Origin of the sequence: Corynebacterium jeikeium (assembly GCF_028609885.1) — a bacterium.
GTDB classification, from domain to species: domain Bacteria; phylum Actinomycetota; class Actinomycetes; order Mycobacteriales; family Mycobacteriaceae; genus Corynebacterium; species Corynebacterium jeikeium.
The window spans coordinates 519,528-539,091 of sequence record NZ_CP063195.1 but is presented as its reverse complement, the minus strand read 5'-3'; the positions used below and the strand labels follow the sequence as shown (position 1 = coordinate 539,091).

Annotated in this window: 17 protein-coding genes, 1 tRNA gene and 2 pseudogenes; 9 read left to right on the top strand and 11 right to left on the bottom strand. The window is 60.1% G+C overall.

The features are described 5' to 3' along the window. The first annotated feature begins 26 nt into the window (after window positions 1–26). The 5 genes from CJEIK_RS02335 to CJEIK_RS02315 all read left to right on the top strand — a co-directional run bounded on the left by CJEIK_RS02335 (window position 27) and on the right by CJEIK_RS02315 (window position 4,389). The gene (locus CJEIK_RS02335; protein WP_005294361.1) at window positions 27–791 is read left to right on the top strand and encodes a 3'(2'),5'-bisphosphate nucleotidase CysQ; all 765 of its coding nucleotides are present in this window, start codon (window positions 27–29) and stop codon (window positions 789–791) included. 18 nt (window positions 792–809) lie between these two features. Then, window positions 810–1,736 carry an alpha/beta fold hydrolase gene (locus CJEIK_RS02330; RefSeq protein ID WP_005294364.1) on the top strand — a complete coding sequence of 309 codons (927 nt, stop codon included), beginning with the start codon at window positions 810–812 and terminating at the stop codon, window positions 1,734–1,736. Beyond that, window positions 1,726–2,736 (top strand): esterase/lipase family protein, encoded by a 1,011-nt coding sequence (locus tag CJEIK_RS02325; protein WP_034964822.1) that lies wholly within the window; start codon window positions 1,726–1,728, stop codon window positions 2,734–2,736. The genes CJEIK_RS02330 and CJEIK_RS02325 overlap by 11 nt, the downstream gene beginning before the upstream one ends. 117 nt (window positions 2,737–2,853) lie before the next feature. Next, the gene (locus tag CJEIK_RS02320; RefSeq protein ID WP_005294370.1) at window positions 2,854–3,675 is read left to right on the top strand and encodes a thymidylate synthase; all 822 of its coding nucleotides are present in this window, start codon (window positions 2,854–2,856) and stop codon (window positions 3,673–3,675) included. Then, complete coding sequence (locus tag CJEIK_RS02315) at window positions 3,676–4,389, top strand: dihydrofolate reductase (RefSeq protein ID WP_005294373.1); 714 nt, start codon at window positions 3,676–3,678, stop codon at window positions 4,387–4,389. It abuts the gene before it with no gap. A gap of 38 nt (window positions 4,390–4,427) precedes the next feature. Here CJEIK_RS02315 and glnA read toward each other — a convergent pair whose 3' ends face one another. Together glnA and CJEIK_RS02305 are read right to left on the bottom strand one after the other, a co-directional pair. Beyond that, window positions 4,428–5,864 carry a type I glutamate--ammonia ligase gene (glnA, locus tag CJEIK_RS02310; RefSeq protein WP_005294376.1) on the bottom strand — a complete coding sequence of 479 codons (1,437 nt, stop codon included), beginning with the start codon at window positions 5,862–5,864 and terminating at the stop codon, window positions 4,428–4,430. A 15-nt stretch (window positions 5,865–5,879) separates the two neighbouring features. Next, window positions 5,880–7,040 (bottom strand): ornithine cyclodeaminase family protein, encoded by a 1,161-nt coding sequence (locus CJEIK_RS02305; RefSeq protein ID WP_005294380.1) that lies wholly within the window; start codon window positions 7,038–7,040, stop codon window positions 5,880–5,882. A 494-nt stretch (window positions 7,041–7,534) separates the two neighbouring features. On the opposite strand from CJEIK_RS02305, the pseudogene CJEIK_RS02300 reads away from it, so the two are divergent. From CJEIK_RS02300 to CJEIK_RS02290, 3 genes and pseudogenes are all read left to right on the top strand, one after another. Next, a pseudogene (locus tag CJEIK_RS02300) lies at window positions 7,535–8,581 on the top strand (IS110 family RNA-guided transposase); the annotation flags it as partial. A gap of 117 nt (window positions 8,582–8,698) precedes the next feature. Beyond that, window positions 8,699–9,937, top strand: a complete 1,239-nt coding sequence (locus CJEIK_RS02295; protein WP_011113078.1) for an IS256-like element IS3506 family transposase — start codon at window positions 8,699–8,701, stop codon at window positions 9,935–9,937. A gap of 78 nt (window positions 9,938–10,015) precedes the next feature. After that, window positions 10,016–10,177: pseudogene (locus CJEIK_RS02290) on the top strand (IS110 family transposase); the annotation flags it as partial. A gap of 563 nt (window positions 10,178–10,740) precedes the next feature. Here CJEIK_RS02290 and CJEIK_RS02285 read toward each other — a convergent pair. The 7 genes from CJEIK_RS02285 to CJEIK_RS02255 all read right to left on the bottom strand — a co-directional run bounded on the left by CJEIK_RS02285 (window position 10,741) and on the right by CJEIK_RS02255 (window position 16,052). Continuing rightward, on the bottom strand, window positions 10,741–11,088 hold the full coding sequence (locus CJEIK_RS02285) for a hypothetical protein (protein WP_005294387.1): 348 nt from the start codon (window positions 11,086–11,088) through the stop codon (window positions 10,741–10,743). A gap of 180 nt (window positions 11,089–11,268) precedes the next feature. After that, window positions 11,269–11,844, bottom strand: a complete 576-nt coding sequence (locus tag CJEIK_RS02280) for a hypothetical protein (protein ID WP_005294390.1) — start codon at window positions 11,842–11,844, stop codon at window positions 11,269–11,271. 65 nt (window positions 11,845–11,909) lie between these two features. Continuing rightward, window positions 11,910–12,212, bottom strand: coding sequence for a hypothetical protein (locus tag CJEIK_RS02275; RefSeq protein ID WP_005294392.1), 303 nt, complete (start codon window positions 12,210–12,212; stop codon window positions 11,910–11,912). A 199-nt stretch (window positions 12,213–12,411) separates the two neighbouring features. Then, window positions 12,412–13,827: a hypothetical protein gene (locus tag CJEIK_RS02270; protein WP_005294395.1), complete on the bottom strand. Its 1,416-nt coding sequence runs from the start codon at window positions 13,825–13,827 to the stop codon at window positions 12,412–12,414. 74 nt (window positions 13,828–13,901) lie between these two features. Beyond that, window positions 13,902–14,567, bottom strand: a complete 666-nt coding sequence (locus tag CJEIK_RS02265; RefSeq protein ID WP_005294396.1) for a DUF4145 domain-containing protein — start codon at window positions 14,565–14,567, stop codon at window positions 13,902–13,904. A gap of 443 nt (window positions 14,568–15,010) precedes the next feature. Further along, window positions 15,011–15,607 carry a class I SAM-dependent methyltransferase gene (locus tag CJEIK_RS02260; protein WP_005294399.1) on the bottom strand — a complete coding sequence of 199 codons (597 nt, stop codon included), beginning with the start codon at window positions 15,605–15,607 and terminating at the stop codon, window positions 15,011–15,013. A 369-nt stretch (window positions 15,608–15,976) separates the two neighbouring features. Beyond that, a tRNA-Arg gene (locus tag CJEIK_RS02255) sits at window positions 15,977–16,052 on the bottom strand. A 166-nt stretch (window positions 16,053–16,218) separates the two neighbouring features. On the opposite strand from CJEIK_RS02255, the gene CJEIK_RS02250 reads away from it, so the two are divergent. After that, the gene (locus tag CJEIK_RS02250; protein ID WP_005294401.1) at window positions 16,219–17,748 is read left to right on the top strand and encodes a glutamate-cysteine ligase family protein; all 1,530 of its coding nucleotides are present in this window, start codon (window positions 16,219–16,221) and stop codon (window positions 17,746–17,748) included. Window positions 17,749–17,763: 15 nt separating this feature from the next. Here CJEIK_RS02250 and CJEIK_RS02245 read toward each other — a convergent pair whose 3' ends face one another. Next, window positions 17,764–18,558 carry an enoyl-CoA hydratase gene (locus tag CJEIK_RS02245; RefSeq protein WP_005294404.1) on the bottom strand — a complete coding sequence of 265 codons (795 nt, stop codon included), beginning with the start codon at window positions 18,556–18,558 and terminating at the stop codon, window positions 17,764–17,766. A gap of 67 nt (window positions 18,559–18,625) precedes the next feature. Further along, window positions 18,626–19,483: an aldo/keto reductase gene (locus CJEIK_RS02240; protein ID WP_005294407.1), complete on the bottom strand. Its 858-nt coding sequence runs from the start codon at window positions 19,481–19,483 to the stop codon at window positions 18,626–18,628. Window positions 19,484–19,564 lie beyond the last annotated feature (81 nt).

The following is a 19,564-nucleotide window of genomic DNA, read 5'->3' as shown; positions in this document are numbered from 1 at the left end:
TTAAACAGACCGCTAAAGTAAGAACTATGACGGCTGAACTCAATGATGCGACGCTGGCCCAGAGACTCGCGCAGGGCACAGGAGAGATCCTCAAGGGCGTAAGAAACGTAGGTCTGCTCCGCGGCACCGAGCTAGGCAAGGCCGGCGACGCGCTGGCGCAGGACTGGATCGCCCGTTCCCTCGTACAGCACCGCCCGAACGATGCAATGCTCTCGGAAGAGGCCGAAGACGACCTCTCGCGTCTGGACAACTCGCGCGTGTGGATCATCGACCCGCTCGATGGAACCCGAGAGTACGCCGGTGGCCGCCAGGACTGGGCCGTACACATTGCACTGGTGGAAAACGGCAAGATCATTGAGGCTGCCGTGGGCATGCCGGATCTGGGGCGCGTGTTCAGCAGCTCGGAGGTCCGCGCCGTCGAGGGAGCACGCACAAACCGCCTAGTGATCAGCCAAAACACCACCCCGGCGATCGCCGAGTTCATCGCCGAGGATTTGGGCATGGAGCTGGTAACCATGGGGTCTTGCGGAGCTAAAGCCGTCTCCGTGATCCTGGGCGATAACGATGCCTACGTCCACGCCGGTGGTCAGTACGAGTGGGATAACGCAGCCCCCGTAGGCATTGCCCAGGCAGCCGGCCTGCACACCTCCCGGCTGGACGGCACGGATCTGTGCTACAACTGCGAGTCACCGTACCTGCCGGATCTGGTGATCTCCCGCCCCGATATGGCCGACAAGATCCTAGCCTCTGCCGCGAAGTTCCACGACAAGCACGGCGCCTACTCTCTTTAGCCCTGCACCTAGCACTGCATGCTTCCTTTTTCCTTCTTGACGGCCCGCCCGGCCTCCCGCGCGCGGGCAGAGCTGGATCCGGACGTTCCCGCCACCCTGCAGGGGCGCTACGTTATCGGTGCGCCGGCCAATAATCCACGGAAGGACCTTTCGGAGGAGCACCCCTGCCCCCTGGTGTTTATCCACGGTACGACGGACAACTCTTTCCGCTGGCAAAAAGCCGCAACGTATTTCGCCGCCCGGGGGTATTCCGTGTGGGCTTTCAACTACGGCAAGCCGGAGGAAGGCCGCCCTGCAATCCCCGGTGTATTCGCTGTGAACGACATCGACGAATCCGCCCTAGAGATCGCAGCGACGATTGATTACATCCTGGACGTCACCGGTGCCAGCAAGGTGGATCTGGTGGGCCATTCGCAGGGTGGGCTGCACATCAAGAAGTACATTGCGGAGCACGGCGGGCAGGATACAGTGCGCCGTGCGGTGGGGCTGGCCGCCACTTATCACGGCACGACGATGACCGGGATGTCCTCGATACTGCAGAACTTAGTGGATCGTAACCCGGAGTTCGCGGATCTGGTGGCGGGTACGGCTGCGATTCAGCAGTTGAATAGTTCGGAGTTCATTAGGCGCCTCAACGAGCTGCCAGATACCCATCCGAACGTGATGTACACGAACATCTTTACCTCGAAGGATCTGACGGCCACGCCGAATTCCACGTCGCAGCTGGAATCCATCGGTGGCGCGGACGTGGCCGAGGCAGAGGTCGGCGAGGTCTGCGGGCTGTTGCTTCCACCGGGGCATGCATCGCTACCCGAAAATGATCACATCATTGGCCTGATCGAGTGGGGTTTGACGCGCGATCGGGGTGATCACACGCCCGTGCATTCTGGCTGTAACGGTGGACAGCGCTGGAAGTTAGGCTATCGTTTCTTCCATGAAAACTGACTCTCGCAATTTGGGTCGGGGTCGCCGATCCTTCCTCGCCGGCGCCGCGGCGCTTAGTGTTTCCCTCTCTACCCTCTTTTCTCTAACCCCTTCTGCCCTAGCTGCTGATGCGGAAGCTTCTGGCGCTATTCCGGACGCCGCAGTCCCCGCCGGTCTAGAAGGCAACCATGTGGCCAAGGCACCTGTAAACAATCCCACCTGTCTTCCCTCCCCGGAGCACCCGAACCCTGTCGTATTCCTCCACGGCACGTCCGATAACTCCACGCGTTGGCAGAAGGCCGCCAACGCACTATCCAACCAGGGCTTTTGTACGTGGGCCTTCAACTACGGCAAGCCGACTGACGGCAAGCCGAACCTGCTGGGACACTACGCGATGACGGACATCGACGATTCCGCCAAGGAAATCGCTTCGACCATCGACTACATCCTGTCCGTGACGGGCGCAGAGAAGGTCGATCTGGTGGGGCACTCCCAGGGCGGCTTGCACTTGAAGAAGTACATCGCGGAAAACGGCGGTGGAGATAAGGTCGACCGCGTGGTCGGCGTGGCCCCGACTTACCACGGCACCACTCTGGCCGGTATGGATAAGATGCTGCGCCCGATCATTGAGCGGAACCCGGAGCTTGCAGAGTCCGTCGCAGGTAAGGCTGGCGTGCAGCAGCTGGTCGGTTCGGAACTCATCGATCGCTTGAACAAACTGCCGGATACCGACAAGCGCGTGCAGTACACCAACCTCTACTCTTCCGCTGATACCACCGCCACACCGAACAAGACCTCCATGTTGGAATCGGTTGACGGAGCGGACGTAGCAAACGTGGAGGTAGGCGCTGCTTGCAAGCTTCCGATCGCACCGGCCCACGCAGCGATGCCACAGAACAACCCAACCATTGGGCTGATCCTGTGGGGCCTGACCCGCAAGGCGGGCGACCACACGCCGACCACCGAGCACTGCTCTAGCCCGGCGCGCGGTTCCGCTTCTACGTCCGCTTCCGGTTCCTAGTTGACCCCAGCCAAGAGCTCTTCAGCCCCTTGGGTGCCGCCGCTGCTTAGCCGACGTAGACTATGTGGGACTTTTAAACCTAAGGACCTAAGAGCTTTGAAAGGAAGGCGGCGAGCAGTGGCACCCCAGCAGCAGCCGAGTTCCATCCCCACCCCATACGAGGATCTTCTGCGGGAGATCCTCGAAACGGGCACTCCCAAGGGTGACCGTACTGGCACAGGCACTACCAGCCTTTTTGGCCGTCAGATCCGCTATGATCTCTCCGCCGGTTTCCCACTGATTACCACCAAATCGGTTCACGTGAAGTCCGTGGTGGGTGAACTGCTGTGGTTCCTCCGCGGAGATTCCAACGTGCGTTGGCTACAGGAAAACGGCATTCGCATCTGGAACGAATGGGCCGACGAGAACGGTGACCTGGGCCCGGTCTATGGCGTGCAGTGGCGCAGCTGGCCGACCCCGAATGGTCAGCACATCGACCAGATCGCGGGCGCACTAGAAACTCTGAGGACTAACCCGGACTCGCGCCGCAATATCGTCAGCGCCTGGAACGTCTCGGAGCTGGACAACATGGCCCTTCCACCATGCCACCTGCTGTTCCAGCTGTACGTGGCCGACGGCAAGCTGAGCTGCCAGCTGTACCAGCGCAGCGCCGACATGTTCCTAGGCGTGCCATTCAACATCGCCAGTTACTCACTGCTTACCCACATGTTTGCTCAGCAGTCGGGCCTGGAGGTCGGCGAGTTCATCTGGACCGGTGGCGATTGCCACATCTACGACAATCACGTGGAGCAGGTTCAGCTGCAGCTTTCCCGCGATGCCCGCCCGTATCCGCAGCTGAAGCTGAACAAGGCTGCGGACATGTTTTCTTACGACTTTTCCGATATCGAGTTCACCGGCTACGACCCGCATCCGGTGATTAAGGCAAAGGTGGCCGTGTAAATGACTCCCAACAACCAACCCCACCGCCCGACCGGCTACGAGCCCGGCGACTATCCGGAGCTCACGGCCGCAGCTGTCAGCTACGCCCTGGAGGCCAAGGGGATCTCCCGCGATCAGGTGGAAATCGGCATGATCTGGGCGCAAACCACCGCCGGAGTGATCGGCGATGGCGCGGATATGCCCTGGTACCTGCCAGAGGATCTGAAGCATTTCAAGAACGCCACCACCGGCTACCCCGTCGTCATGGGGCGCACCTCCTGGGAAGCGCTCGACGATGGTTTCCGCCCGCTGCCGGGACGCACGAACTATGTGATCACTAGGCAGGATAATTATGACGCCCCCGGCGGCATCATCGAGCCGTCGATCCCCAGTGCCCTAGCCAATGCCGCGGAGCAGATCCTCAACGAACTGAAGGAAAGCGCCAGCGCTGACGGAGCCGACGGCACTTCAGACGAGCGCACTCCCACCGTATGGGTACTGGGCGGCGGCCAGGTGTACGCGCAGTGCATGCCCGTGGCCGATCGCATCGTCATTACGGAGATCGACATGGAGGCACCCGATCGCTTCCAGGTGTACGCTCCTCTGGTCCCCACCGAAGAGTTCGAAGAGCATGCCGAAGAATGGCAGGAATCGCTAAAGGGCCACCCGGTCGACCAGGAGGCTAATCCCGAGCAGCCCCTGCGCTATCGCTTCTGCACCTGGACGCGCCGCTAGTAGTCCACTAGCAGCTCCGCGCCATAACGCACAGCTAGTTAAACGCTGTAGTACAGCTCGAACTCCTTCGGGCTTGGCCCCTGGCGCAGCGGCTGGATCTCCAGCTCGTACTTCAGGCGAACATAGGCCTGCAGGAAGTCCTCGTCGAAGACTCCCCCTGCGGTCAGGAAGTCGTGGTCTTCCTCCATTGCCGAAAGGGCGGCCTCCAGCGAGTGCGGTACCTTCGGCACCTTCTTCGCCTCTTCGGGCGGCAGTTCGTAGAGGTCCTTATCCGTCGGCTCGCCCGGCTCGATGCGGTTCAGAATGCCGTCCAGTCCCGCCATCAGCTGGGCTGCGAAGCCCAGGTAGGGGTTCGAAGACGGGTCCGGCGCACGGAACTCAATACGCTTGGCCGCAGGGCTATCGCCGGTCAGCGGAATGCGGATGGCCGCCGAGCGGTTGGACTGTGAATAGGCCAAGTTGACGGGTGCCTCGAAACCGGAATATAGGCGTCGATAAGAGTTAACGGTGGGGTTCGTAAAGGCGAGCACCGCCGGGGCGTGGTGCAACAGGCCACCGATGTAATAGCGCGCCATTTCAGACAGACCTGCATAGCCCGTCTCGTCGTAGAAAAGCGGCTTGCCGTCCTTCCACAGCGACTGGTGGGCGTGCATGCCGCAGCCGCCATCGCCGGCCAGGGGCTTCGGCATGAAGGTAGCGGTCTTGCGGTGCTGCTCGGCGGTATTCTTCACCACGTACTTGAAAGTCTGCAGGTCATCTGCGGCGGCCAGCAAGGTATCGAAGCGATAGTTGACCTCCTGGATGCCGCCGGTGGCGACCTCGTGGTGGAAGCGCTCGATCTCGAAGCCGACCTTCTCCAGGTTGTACGCAATGTCGTCGCGTACCGGGATGGTCTTGTCGTACGGGGCGACCGGGAAGTAGCCGTCGTTGATGCGGATCTGGTTACCGCGGTTCGGCGAGCCGTCCATCATCGTCTCCTCACCGGAGCGCCACCACCCCTCGTCCGAATCCACGCGGTGGAAGGACATGTTGGTGTCGGAGGCGTATTGGACGGAATCGAAGACGTAGAACTCCGCCTCCGCACCGATCGAGCAGGTGTCTGCCACGCCCGTTTCTTTCAGGTAGTTCTCCGCCTTGCGCGCAATGGTGCGCGGGTCGCGGCGGTACGGCTGGCGGGTCAGCGGATCCTGCACGAAGAACTGCATGTTCAGCGTGGGGTGGTCGCGGAAGGGATCCACGTAGGCGGTCGTCGGGTCCGGGATCAGCGTCATGTCCGACTTATCCACGGTGGAGAAGCCGGGGATGGAGGAGCCGTCGAAGGCGAAGCCGTCCTCCGCCGCCTTGGGGGTTAGCTCGCGTGCCGGGACAGTCAGCCCATGTTCCAGGCCGAACATGTTGGTGAAGCGAATGTCCAGGTAGCGTATGTTTTCCGACTTAATGAAGTCGATGACCTGGTCGATGTTTTTGAACTCCATGGTTCGTTCAGGCTCCTAGGTTAGCTCCGGGGTCTCCCAGAGATTCAGTTTGGTGCCAATGCCCTTCTCCAGAGCGTTCTCATACACCTCGGTAGCCCAGGAAACATCCTCGACGGGCATGCCGCCGATGGAGTAGAAAAAGATCTGCTCATCGTTCTCGCGGCCCGGGGCCTTACCCGCGGCGATGGCACCGATATTGTGCAGCTTCTCCTTCGGCAGGGTGCCCTCCTCGACCATGTCCCACCAGCGGTTGCCGGGGATGCCCAGCAGGCGCTCGTAGGTGACGTCCGGGCCGTTTTCCTGGAACCATTCCTTGTACAGGCCGTCATAGTCCAGCACCAGGTTGGATTCTTCGGACTTGATGAAGTCGTCATCGAAGCGGGCCGCTGCGGGGCACAGCACCAGCGCGCCGGGCTTGAGCCACTCGCGCTTGAAGTACGGGAAGGCCTGCGGGCCGTCCGGGGAGGTGGAGGTGCCGGCGATCAGGATGTCGCTGCCCTCGATGGCCTCCTGCTCGCTATCGACGACCTGCACGTCCAGGTCCGCGAAGCGGTCGCGGATCCACTGTGCTGCCTTTTCGGTGGAACCGGCGCTGCGGCCCTTGATCTTTACGGTCTTGATGCTGGGTCGTTGGGTGATGGAGGAGGCCAGGATGGTGCGGGACATGACGCCCGGTCCGATGATTCCTACGGTCTCTGCGTTCTCTACGGCGAGGTGCTTGACGCCCACAGCCGGAACCGCACCAGTGCGGTAAGCGGATAGCAGGTTGGCCGACATGATCGCCTTCGGGGCGCCGGTGACGGCATCGTTGAGGACGAACACGTGGATGGAGCGGGGCAGACCTGCGGCGCGGTTCTCGGCGTTCGAGCCGTACCACTTCACGCCGGCGCCCTTGAATCGGCCGCCGAGGTAAGCGGGCATAGCCATGAAGCGACGGTCGGGGCCGTTGGCGGGCATGCCCTCGTGCTCGGGGTTGTCGGGGAAATTGACCTGGGCGCCGTGGGAGTTTCCGGAAGCGCCAGCCATGCGGTAGTCGCCCTTATCCAGAAGGATCAGGGTTTCTTCCATGACGTCGACGCAGCGAGCAGAGTCCGTCACCCCCGCTTCAATCATGTCGGGCTCGGAAAGCCACAGGAAGTCGATGCTGGTGTCGGTGGAGCCGGTGGACTGGGTCATCGGCGAAATCTCTCCTCGAAGAATCTCGATTGGTTGTATCTGAATCTTTCTGGATCAAAAGGCGCTGGGCGCGAGCCGCAAGCGCTGTACGCTCCGGTTTTCGAAAAACCGATACATCTTCAACGATACAATCCTGCGCATATTTTTCTATGAAACAACGTTTTAAACGCGATCGCATAAACCTACGGGTTGGGTAAACCCCCTGGACTTCATATGAAAAATTAAGTAAAAATGCGGCCGATTCTCCACCCCCCGTTACCTTGTGAGTGTCCCTGATAATGGGGATAGTCGCTGGTCCCGGTATGGCTTACTTGCCCTGTAGTTTCCATAATCCGGGGGGTGTTGCCGCCGGGTGCCAGGACTTTCGATGACAGCTGATAGGGACACGGCCAGTTTCAAACTAGGTCTCTTTGTAACGTGGGTGCTTGCAACGAAGGTCATGACGCCAGCGACTGGATCAACGCCATACCCATCTCGTTTTCTAGGAGCTCATCATGTCTCCGGAGCATTCCATCGACATATTCCTCGGCCTAGACGTCGGCAAATCTGAACACCACGCCTGCGCCCTAGACCGTGATGGCAACAAGGTCTTCGACAAACCGTTGCCCCAACTCGAATCCGAACTAGCAGGCGTTTTTCACCAGCTTCAGGAGCTTGGCACCGTGCTCGTGATCGTCGACCAACCCAACACCATCGGCGCACTACCAATTGCTGTAGCCCGGGACTGCGGTTGCGAAGTCGGATACCTGCCAGGTCTTGCGATGCGCAAAGCTGCAGATCTCTATCCGGGGCGTGCAAAAACAGACAAACGCGACGCATTCATCATCGCTGACACCGCCCGCACAATGCCCCACACGCTACGTGCCGTCGACCGCAATGATGAGGTACTTTCCGCCCTAAAGATGCTGTCCGGCTTCGATGATGACATCGCCCGCGATTGCACTCGCACGGTCAATCGACTTCGCAGTATCCTCACCCAGATCTATCCCAGCCTGGAACGAGTTTTTGCTGGTAGCACCCTGACTCGCACGCCGATCCTGGATTTATTGATTCATTACAAGGGACCGCAGGGGCTAAAAAGAGCCGGATACCAACGAGTGTTGAACTGGATGATCAAGCACACACGTAAAGACCCCACCCCGCTGGTAGACGACATTTTTGCAGCACTGAAAGCTCAATCAGTCACCGTGCCTGGAAGCGATGCCGCCGAGTTAGTAATTCCTCAACTGGCTGCAAACATCAAGGCCCTCAAAGAGCAACGAAACACCATCGCTGAACAGGTTGAAGAGATGCTCGCTGATTTCCCTCTTTGTGAGGTCTTGATGAGTATGCCCGGAGTCGGCATCAAGACCGCAGCGCAGATCCTTCTTGCGATCGGTGATGGCTCCGACTTCGATAGTGCTGGCCACTTAGCTGCTTATGCTGGAATAGCGCCCGTCACTAGACGATCAGGTTCGTCGATCAGAGGTGAGTTCCCAGCACGGTCAGGCAATAAACGACTGAAAAATGCCTTGTTCTACTCCGCATTCGCGGTTATCCGGTTGCGTCCCTTAGTGTGGTGTAACGCTTGCTGATGGTGGATCCCGGAAAGTAGTGGGCGGCCACCGCCAGTTAGCCTTTCAACTCAACTACCACATCTCACCGAAAGGCCTATGACGATGACCGCTGCACCGTATTCTATCGACCCGACAACCTATCTGGATGATTTGCTGGCCCAAGCGTCTCCGGATTTGATGCGCCAGATGCTGCAAGGGTTTATCAACCAGATCCTCTCCGCCCAGGCTGACACCGTCTGCGGCGCCGAATACGGGGTTGTATCCACCGAGCGGGTCAACCACCGCAACGGGTATCGCCACCGCGACCTTGACACCCGTGTCGGCACGATCGACGTGGCGGTGCCGAAACTGCGCCACGGCGCGTTCTTCCCAGACTGGCTGTTAGAGCGCCGCTCACGAGCAGAACGAGCCTTATCGACTGTGATCGCCACGTGCTACCTTAAGGGGGTTTCCACCCGCAGGATGAATGATCTGGTGGCTACACTTGGGATTTCCAGCATGTCGAAATCGCAAGTCTCACGCATGTCAGAAGAACTCGACGACATGGTCGCAGACTTCAAAAACCGCCCACTAGACCCCGGCGGGTACGCCTTTTTATCGTGCGATGCGCTCACGATCAAAGTCCGTGAAGGCGGCCGGGTGGTCAAATGCTCAGTGCTGCTTGCCACCGGAGTCAACGCCGACGGGTATCGCGAAATGCTCGGCATGCACGTCGCCACCGCGGAATCCAACGCGTCGTGGAAAGGCTTCTTCCAGGACTTAAAAGCCCGCGGACTTACTGGGGTATTCCTTATCACCAGTGATGCCCACGAAGGCATCCAGCACGCCATTTCCGAAGTGCTGCCCAATGCGTCGTGGCAGCGGTGCCGCACCCATTTCGCGAAGAACCTCTACGAAAAGGTCCCGAAAACACAATGGCCGATGGTCTCTGCGATGTTCCAGACAATCTTCCAGCAACCTGACGCCACATCCACTTGGGCTCAAGCCCGCGAAGTTGTCGACCTACTGGAGCCGAAATTCCCTCACGTCGCGGCGTATTTGGAGGAATCACTCGATGAAGTACTGGCGTTTACCGCAGTGCCGAAACCAGTCTGGACGAAGGTGTGGTCAAACAACCCCACAGAACGGTTAAACCGAGAGATCCGCCGGCGCACCGACGTCGTCGGCATTTTCCCAAACCGTGAATCCATCATCCGGCTTGTCGGTGCGGTCCTAGCCGAGCAACACGACGATTGGATCCAACAAAAACGCTACATGTCACTGACCGCACTCGAACACACCAAGCACCTCATGCACCACCCAGGAGAACATCGTGACGACCACCACCAGCTAACCGCCTAACCAAGCCCCGAACTTCATATCGAGCCGAAAGCACAAACGGCTACACCACTACACCGGACTTGACCGGTTATCCGCAGCCACGAACCGTCACGGCAGTATTACGAACGCAAACGCGCTGAAGGAAAACGCCACAACGCAGCAGTCATCTGCCTGGCACGACGCCGATGCAATGTCATCTACGCGATGCTGAAAAACAAGGAGTTCTTCCGCGAGATCCCGCCACGCCCCGTCGCCGCATAAAGCCCAAAGACGGAGCCGACCAGCACACGCTGGTCGGCTCCTAGGCACGCCTAAGAACCTACTCCCAAGACTGTTCTCGTCAACATCGGCCTAACGCTTGACAAAAACATAGGGACACCCCCCAAGATGGGTAACCTCGCCCCTCCCCTCACTCAGTCATGGTTAGGCATGGACCGCCATTCAACCTCGTCCCGCAACGAACAACGTAAACGCAGACCTATCGCCATAGGCGACATCGATGAAGCCAACCAAAAGGGACATTCAGCAAACTCCCCAACCTTTAGCTCCGCCGCCGCTTACACGGCGGCTTACACGTTTTCCGCCGCTTCCTTGCACACCCCGCAACGCCCACCGACTCCCGCCCCGGGGCTCGTCTCGGTTGCCGTACCGGGCGTGTCGTAGCGGGGCGCGCCGCGGATGTCGCCCGAGGCTCGTCTCGGTGCCCGGTGGGGCTCGCTTCGGGAGCCGCCCCGGTTGCCGTTACGAGTGCGTGTTCACTGCTTCGGAGTCCGACACGTTAGCCGGAGCGGTTGCCGAGACGGGTCGGGGTGCGGGTCGGGGCACTAGAACTGCGGGTTCTTCTTCCGCTGGTAGGCGGCGGTGTCCACCGTTTCGAGCACCGAGCCGGTGGCCGTCACGACGCGCATTTCGGTGACCATTTCGCGCAGGTAGACGGACTGCTTATTCGTCCAGCCGAGCTCCGTGGCGTAGAAGGCGCCAAGCGAGTCGGAGTAGCCCTCGTTCAGTGAGTTCCAGGCGCCCAAGTCAACGAACTTCTCCGGCTCGATGGTCACCGTCAGCACGCCGTCGCTGTAGGCGACGTCGGTGACGACCTTGGCGCGGACAACGCCTGCTTCGGCACGCTCGTTCAGCCAGTCTCGGACAATGGTGTCGGGGGCGGGAAAAGACATTCTGTGCTCCTTGGTTGGGTTGTGTTGAAAGGAGCAACACCGAGGGTAGTGACGGGCTAGACACGGGTACGGAAGTATCGACTATACGTTCTAATCGCTGGCGGTCACCGACCGGGTCGGTATGCCGAAACCCGCCACGGTGAACGTTTCGCTCGCCGTGGCGGGTTTCTTTTCGCCTTCCTACACGGGATAGACCGTGCGAGAAGTTCTACTCAACTGGGCCGGCACCCCTTCGTCCCGGAACGACTGAGTTATGCGACGTGCCTCCTCGAAGTCGTTGCAGCGGGCGAGGAAGTCGATGCTTTCGGCGGTCCAGACTTCCCAGGTGTCCTGGCTAAACATTGCGTCCAGAAGCTCGCGGGGTGCGTCTTCTTTCGGTGCGACGGCGGCTGCCAGCTCTTTCTGGTCGAACTTGTCTGCGTCCACGAGGTTTTCCCGCTCGTAGTACGTCAGGTGACGTGGGTTCGCGTCCGCTTCCAGCGTGAGCATTCCGTTGTCCTGGTCGGAGTATTTGACCAGTGTGGTCAGGAACTTCATGGCCTGGAACACGTCGAGCAGGTGGTGCTCACCGTCAGCGCCAACAACACGAACACTGTCGGAGTGGCGGCGGAGGAACCGGTTCACTGTGACCAGTTCGTCCCGGTTGAAGAACACGTCGAGCGAGAGCAGCACCTCCTTTGGCGTGTGCGGGGTCGTAGTTTTCTTTTCTTCGGTGCAGCGGTGCGGTGTCGCTGCTTTTGCGTTGTGGTGGATCATGGAAAGTAGCCTGCCTTACCTCGAAAAGCCGCCCACTCAACCAGGGGCAGGCAGTTCGGTGCAGGTTAGGACGTCTCTTTGAGCCGCGGGTCGTTCTCGGACTCAATGCGTTCCCAGCGGGCGAGGTACGCAGCGGCCTTCTCACCGCGGGCGAGGTGTTCACCGACCTCCTTGAGCGCTAGCTCTGCCGACCAGTGGACGGACAGCAGTGTGAAGTCTCCGTCCCGCACCTCGACTCGGACCGCGGAGTATGGGTACGTGTCGGAAACCGAGCGCACTTTCTTGGCGTAGAAGGTCTCTGGCGCGGACTCCTGCGACCAAGCCGAACTACGTCCGTCACCGCCGCTTTCATGTCGTTGTGCAGTCATGGACGGGCATTGTGTCGTCGTGCGAGACGAACCGCTACAGCGGGGGTTCGCACCTTGCCTCAATTCGGGACTCCACTGCCACTTCTGACGCAACCCTCCAGGCCAAAGCCCCGCTTCCTTCCAACCCCCCTGACGTCCTCCCGCACCGAACCCCGCCACGACTCCCGCTACGGAACCCAGCCCCCGCGACAGGCCAGCGTCACCACTGACTTTCGTCCTCCGGCAACCGTTGCTCGAACGCCGCAATCAGCCCACGGTTTTCCTGCTCGTCAAATGGGACGTCCACAGGCAAGTCGGTCTCACCCAGAGGGCTCGTCTTGGTCAGCCTTTCCCTGCACCAATTGACCCACTCTTCGGCCCCTGCAACGCCTTCGAGCGCTGCGAGGTACTCCTCAATTGCCTGCCGCTCTTTCCATGCCTCGACGCGCTGGAGAAGCACTTTGTGACGCTCGCTCTCCCGGTGGTGAACACGGGCGAGCTCCGTTGCTTTGTCGAGTCGGCGCTGCCGGCACTCGGCCTCGACGCGGTCGCGCTCTTTTACCACTGCGTACCACTGCTCCCTGCGGTGGACGTCGGCAAAGAAGTCCCCGAGCACGAAGTTCAGCCGCGTCGGCTTGGCAGGGGTGTCGTTTCGCCTGGTGAAACCGACAACGAGAGACACCAGGCCTGTACCTTCTTTGTTGTAGTACTTCGGCATTTCTTTGCCCTTGTTGTACGACCAGCGCAGCGAGTCCTCGTAGGCTTTGACTTCCTTCTTCGTCGGCGGCCGCTCGACGCTGTTTTCGCGCTCGCTGACCCACATCTCATACGAGTGGTAGTCGGTGTCGAGTGTGACTTTCTCCAGTACTTTCTTGCCTTTGTGGTCCTCGGTGTCGTGTGCCGTCACACTCCACCCGCGGGCTTGAGCCTCGGTGATAACGACGTGCAAAAGCAACTTTGCGCGCTGTTTCGTCTCTGCGCTGTACCACTTAGAGTTTCGTAGAAGCCTGTTGATTGCCGGGTGGAATTTGCGGACTTCAACTTCGTCCCGCAGGACCGGTCCCGGGTCTGGTGACACCCACTCGTCCGTGTCAAGCAACGCAGCGGTCACCGTCACGGGAGAGTTGAAATGCCACGAGTCGTAGCTCCAGTCGAGCATGAACTCTTTGCCGTCTGGGACAAGGTCTTTCCGCGGTCCTTTGACCCACTTCTCGACGGGGTCCCAGTCGGCTCTCGCCACGTCGCGGTTTTCTACGTGCCTGACAACCCAACCGCGCTGAGAGGCGACCAAGTCTTCGAGCAGGTCGGTCACGCGCGTGTCGAGTGCCACCTCGCTCGCAGGTGGCGGCTCTGGCGGGGCATAGGCAGCCGCAACGTACACCGTCTCGGGTGCCGCGCCGCGTTTCCGTTTCGGTTTCCGGAGCAGTTCTTTCCCTGCCAGCACCCGCTTGCCGCGCTCAGTGACCGTTGCTTGCCACGTCTTGCCGTGGCCTTTGACCTTGACGAGCTCGTGGCCTTCGAGTGTGCGGGCGGTGGTTTTGTACGTCGAAGGCACTTCTGGGTCGGTGGGGCACCCGTCAACGACCCATTGCAGGACGGTGCGTTGGCGCGGGGTGAGTTCTTTCGCGGCTGGCATGGGTTTATTGTCGCCGGTCGGAACGGGTTGCGCAGCGGTTAGCGGGGCGGGTGTCGTTTCGGGGGGACTACCCCTCAAGACTCATTTTCGGCCCGTGCGTTTCCCTCAAACTCAAAGGCCATGCGAAGGATCATCTGGGTGAACTCGATGGCCTTCAACGCGGTAGATTGCCTTACCGATTTCAGCTCGTGAGTGGCTGCATTACCCCAGAGTCGAATGCTGTCAGCCCAACTGTCCTTGATGCGCTGGGTGAGAATTCCCTCATTCACCAAGAAATTCACGCACTCTTCGAAACTCGGTGCCCAGCTCCTGTCGTTCTTCTCTGGTAGACCGCAACGGACAGCAGCAGCGAAAACTATCTTGCGGCACATAAGCACCGCGCTAGTGTAGGCACCAACAGAGTACGTGAGGTTCGCTTCCTCCCACATCTCCGCAACGTCACCAGGTAGGTTGTCGATAGGTTGCTGCTGTGTCCGGGGTGGGTAGATCTCCTCGCCGCCACCTTCCCGATAAATGCTGATTGAAGCGCCGCAGCAGTCCTGGCAGACCATCCAGCGGTACCCGGTTTTAACGAAGTGGCGCCTGTCAGTCGCCCAAGCGATGTTTACCGTTTTTCCTTCTCCGCACACCGGGCAGGTGATAGCTCCCGACTGTGCTCTATCGTCAGTAAACCTAAATCGATGATGTCCTTGGTTAAGGTCCAGTTCAAGCAGGGCAAAATCTCTGTAGCCGAGCATCATTCTCCTTCGAAACGGGAACCGACACGTTAAGCGTAACGGTCGTCGCGACACCGAAACGCGCCAGTCGAACACATGGCCGGTCACACTGGGCGGACGAGACGGGGCAGGTTTACCGGGTGGACGGGTCTGAAAAATTTCTTGGACGCAGAAAGTTTGTTCTGAATCTAGGCGGGAGCGAATATGTGGTTTCAGCCCACCGGTGGGTTAAGGCTCGAAAAGCGTGTCCGGGCGGGGCCGGTTTCTAGCAGTTGAGCTGGGTTAATCTCGAATGTAATTGCTCTGCGGGCGAAAAATCGAAGGTGGTTTGGTTGGTTGACGTGCCAGAATTCGCCATCGGATATACAGACCGGGTCTACGACCACGCCTTCATCACAAGTGCCACTAGCAGATCTACGGGAGTGCTGTCGCGACAGTCACTGTCCAAAATGCCAAGCTGTCCCCATCTAACAACGCTGTGCAAGAACGTCTAGATGCGGCCTAATGCCAGCCGCGCATCGAGAGTGGACAGAAATTGCCTGAAAGCCAGCCAACTCCAACTGTTTTAGTAGCTCTAGTTCTGACCAGTAGTAAGCCTCAGTAACTGCATGCTCGAATGGAGCACCTTGTTCCCCTAAAAACGCTCCAAGAAGAAGAGTTCCACCCGGCCTAAGAGTCCTAGCAAATTCGCTTAGAACCAAGCCCCAGTCATCAGGCCACAAATGAATCAACGAGTACCAGGCAAGTATCCCTCCGAGGCTGGAGGACTTAAGGGGTATCTCCGACAAGTCGCCCAAAACGAAGTTGGTGGAGGGAAATCTATTCTTCGCAATCCCAATGAACTCTGGGACCATATCTAGCCCGACTACTTCACATTTCAAAGTTCGCAATAGGTCCGTCCAGTGTCCGGGACCTGACCCCGCATCCAGCACCGGACTATTAACCACTCTTCCCCATTCAGAAATGAGCGCTACGTCTTGAGGACTCATATCCTTAATTGATCCCAAGGCTTCAACGTATTCGGGAGCGAGCCTTGCATAAGCATCCCTTACGACGTCGTACAACGTGCCTCCTTCAACTCCGTGCCAATCGCCTTGACTATTGGAAAGTCTAACCTAATCCCAACGGTGTGTTTCCGGGTAAACGCATTCGGAAATTAGGAGACTAAAGAACGCAAGCGAGCCCTCTGGCGGCGACACATGTGCAGACACGGAGCCCTCGCGTTAGGACGGGCTGATAGTGAACACTTTCAAAAGAAATCCGGGTTAATAGACAAAAACCGGCCGGCAAAGCCTTTTGAGGCTGAAAACCGGCCGGTTTTCGCGTTGTCGGGGATAGTCTCTGAAAAAGTTACCGAATTTTGAAAACCCGGGTTAACCTGGAAGGAGTTTCCTGAATTGAACGGAAAAGTTAACCGAAAGTCCCACTTCACATGGTGCCCCAGAGAGGAATCGAACCTCCGACACCGGCTTTAGGAGAGCCGTGCTCTATCCACTGAGCTACTAGGGCAGTCGCACGGAAACCGTGCGAGGTACATAATACAAGCCCGTCGACGCTCCCCGTTAACCAGCCCTTTTGGTCACCGCGCCCCAGTCCCCCAGCGCACCGGAACGTGTGGGCGTCCGCACCAAAGAACCCCCACACCCCACCCGCAGCAAGGCTACGATTAAGAAGCATGGGCGATGCAGTATCCAAAGATACCTACACACCGAAACAGCGCACCCGCTTCCGCGAGCGCCTCAACGCCGAACTCGAGGTCTTCGATAAGCACCTGCAGAACGCAGATTTCATCAACCAGGGCACCATCGGCCTGGAGCTAGAGATGAACCTCGTCGGCGACGACATGCAGCCCAAGCGCTGCAACGTAGGCGTGCTGGAGAAGTTGGAGGAAACCCACCCTGGCGAATACCAGTCCGAGATCGGCTCCTTCAACGTGGAGATGAACCATCCCCCTCTGGCCATCACCGGCCGCGGGCTCGAGGAACTGCAGGAAGGCCTCGACGAGCGCCTGCGCGCGGTGCAGAAAGCCGCCAAACAGCTCGGCTCCCACGCCGTCATGATCGGCACCCTTCCGACCCTGACCACCGACTTCCTCAGCGATCCTGCCTGGATCACCGACGAAAACCGCTACAAAGCTCTCAACAACGCCATCCTCGAATCCCGCGGCGAGCTGGTCCGCATCGAACTCGAAGGCGCCCTGCCGGGCCGAGTACTCGGCACCGTCGATTCCTATAGGCACGACTTCGAGGACATCGCGCCGGAATCCGCCTGCACCTCCATGCAGCTGCACCTGCAGGTCGCGCCGAACCTCTTCGCCAACGCCTGGAACGCTTCCCAAGCCATCGCGGGTGTGCAGACGGCGCTCAGCGCCAACTCCCCACTATTTGTCGGCCACAAGCTCTGGCACGAATCACGCATCCCCGTCTTCGAGCAGGCCATCGACACGCGCACGGCAGAGCTCGTCAACCAGGGTGTGCGCCCGCGCGTGTGGTTCGGCGAACGATGGATCACCAGCGTATTCGACCTTTTTGAGGAAAACGGCCGCTACTTCTCCCCACTCCTGCCAGAGGATCGCATGGAAGCCGGCACACCCATCATGTCCGGCGAGAGCCCCGGCCTGCACTATATGAACCTGCACAACGGCACGATTTGGCGCTGGAACCGCCCGATCTACGATCCGAACCTGGAGCTCTCCCACATTCGCGTGGAGAATCGCCTGCTGCCCGCTGGCCCCACCACCGCCGACATTGTCGCGGACGCTGCCTTCTACTACGGGCTCGTCAAGTTCTTGGGCACGCAGAATCGCCCCGTGTGGTCACGGCTTTCCTTTGAGGACGCCCACAGTAACTTCCTCGCCGGCGCCCGCGAAGGGCTCCGCGCCAGCATGCGCTGGCCGCGAGTGGGAACAGTGCCTGTCCGGGAGCTTATTACCGAGCACCTGCTCGACCAGGCCCGCGAAGGACTGGAGCTGCTGGACGTGGATTCCGAACTGATCGAGACCTACCTGGGAATCATCGAAGGCCGCGCCCGCAGCGGACAAAACGGTGCAACGTGGCAGCTGGATGCCCTGAACCGGCTGGCGCCGAATAGCGAGCCGGAGTCCGCAGAGCGCGCCGAGGCGCTGGCCACCATGATGCAGCGTTATATCGCCCACCAGTCCAGCGGCCAGCCAGTGCACACCTGGTCGGTGGAAGGCCGCGACTAGGCGGCGAATGGTCCCTTAACGGCCTCTGAACTGAGGCGCGCGTTTCTCGGCGCGGGCGCGGCGCGCCTCCTGTACGTCCTCGCTGGCCCAGATGTCCACCATCATCTGCTGCAGCTCCGCATCCGCGTGCATGTCGGGGCTGTTGAACACGCGTTTCGAATGCTCCATAGAAAGCGGAGCCTGGCGCGCCACCCGATGCGCTAGGGCGCTGGCGTTGGGGGTGGCGTCATCCAGAACCACAGAAAAGCCCGTCGCCCGAGCTTGTTCGGCACCTACCCGGGCGCCTGCCAAGAACACGTTGCGAGCCAGCGCGCCGCCCATCAACTCGCGGGCGCGGGCGTGGGTCCAAAGGTCCAGCGCGAAACCGTGTTCGGCTACAGGCACCCAACAGGCCCCTTCGTCGGCGAAAACGCGCAGGTCGCAAGCCAACGCGATTTGACAGCCCGCACCGACCGCCGGGCCGTGGATATCGGCGATCACAGGCACCGGGGTGGTCTGGATGGCCGAGAGCATGTCTTCCATAGCGGACCAGAAGTCATCGGCATACACACCGCCGGAAAGGTCTGCTCCGGCGCAGAAAACAGGTCCCTCGCCACGAATCAAAATGGCACGCACCCCGGAGGCAGTGTGGGCGCGGACGGCCTCTGCGACGACTGTGGCGATGGCGGCATTGAGGGCATTGCGCTTCTCTGGGCGGTTGAGGGTGATCACGCCGACCTGTGGGGCGGCGGAATGGCCGAAACCGTCGGCATTGCTCGCTTTGCCTGCCTCGACGGTCTCTAGATGAGTGATGACGTGCCCTGCGCTCATGGCTAGCAATGTACCGCAGGGACGGTGCCATACGCGGGTGTTTCGCGGTAACCCGCGCGGAGTTGCGCTAGCCCTCTAGGCCGGCGTGGAAAGTCAGCGGGTCGCCGCCGATGCGACCGTCCTCCACGTCCAGAGCCTCGATGGCGGAGACCTCGTCAGCGGAAAGCTCAAAACCGAAGACGTCGAAGTTCTGGCGCACGCGCTCCACCTTGGAGGAACGCGGGATAACGACGTCGCCACGCTGGATGTGCCAGCGGATGATGGCCTGCGCCACGCTCACTCCGTGCTCGGCGGCGATCTTCGCGATGGTCGGGTCGGTCAGGTTTTGCCCCTGCCCCAGCGGCGACCACGCCTCGGTGACGATCCCGCGGTCGCGGTTGTCCGAGCGCTGCTCGGCCTGGCTAAAGCCCGGGTGAATCTCGATCTGGTTCACGGCTGGGGTGTGGCCGGCCTGCTTCAGGGCATCCAGCGCCTCGGGGTAGAAGTTGCACACGCCGATGCTGGTCGCGCCGCCGGACTGCTGGATCTCCGCCATAGAGTCGTAGGCCTGCACGAACGAATCGGCCTGCGGGCACGGCCAGTGCAGCAGGTACAGATCCACATAATCCATCCCCAGCTTCTTCTGGGATTCCGCGAATGCTTCCTTACCGCACGCCTGGTCGGCGTTCCACAGCTTGGTGGTGATGAACAGCTCCTCGCGCTGCACATCCCCGGCCTTCACCGCGTCGGCCACAGCGCGCCCCACGGCCTCTTCGTTGCCGTAGATCGCGGCGGTATCGATGTGGCGATAGCCGGTCTCGATCGCCGCACGCACCGAGGTGTATGTGTCCTCGTCGCTCAACTGCCACACGCCCAGCCCCAGCTGCGGAGTGGTCTTACCGTCATTCATCTCAAGAGTCGGTACTGCATTGTTCTTTTCGTTCATGGCCTCCTTTGTACGCCACCGACTTCATTCTCGCGACGGCGCTGGCAGAGGAATCGCAACCACGAACGTACTGCGAAGTCC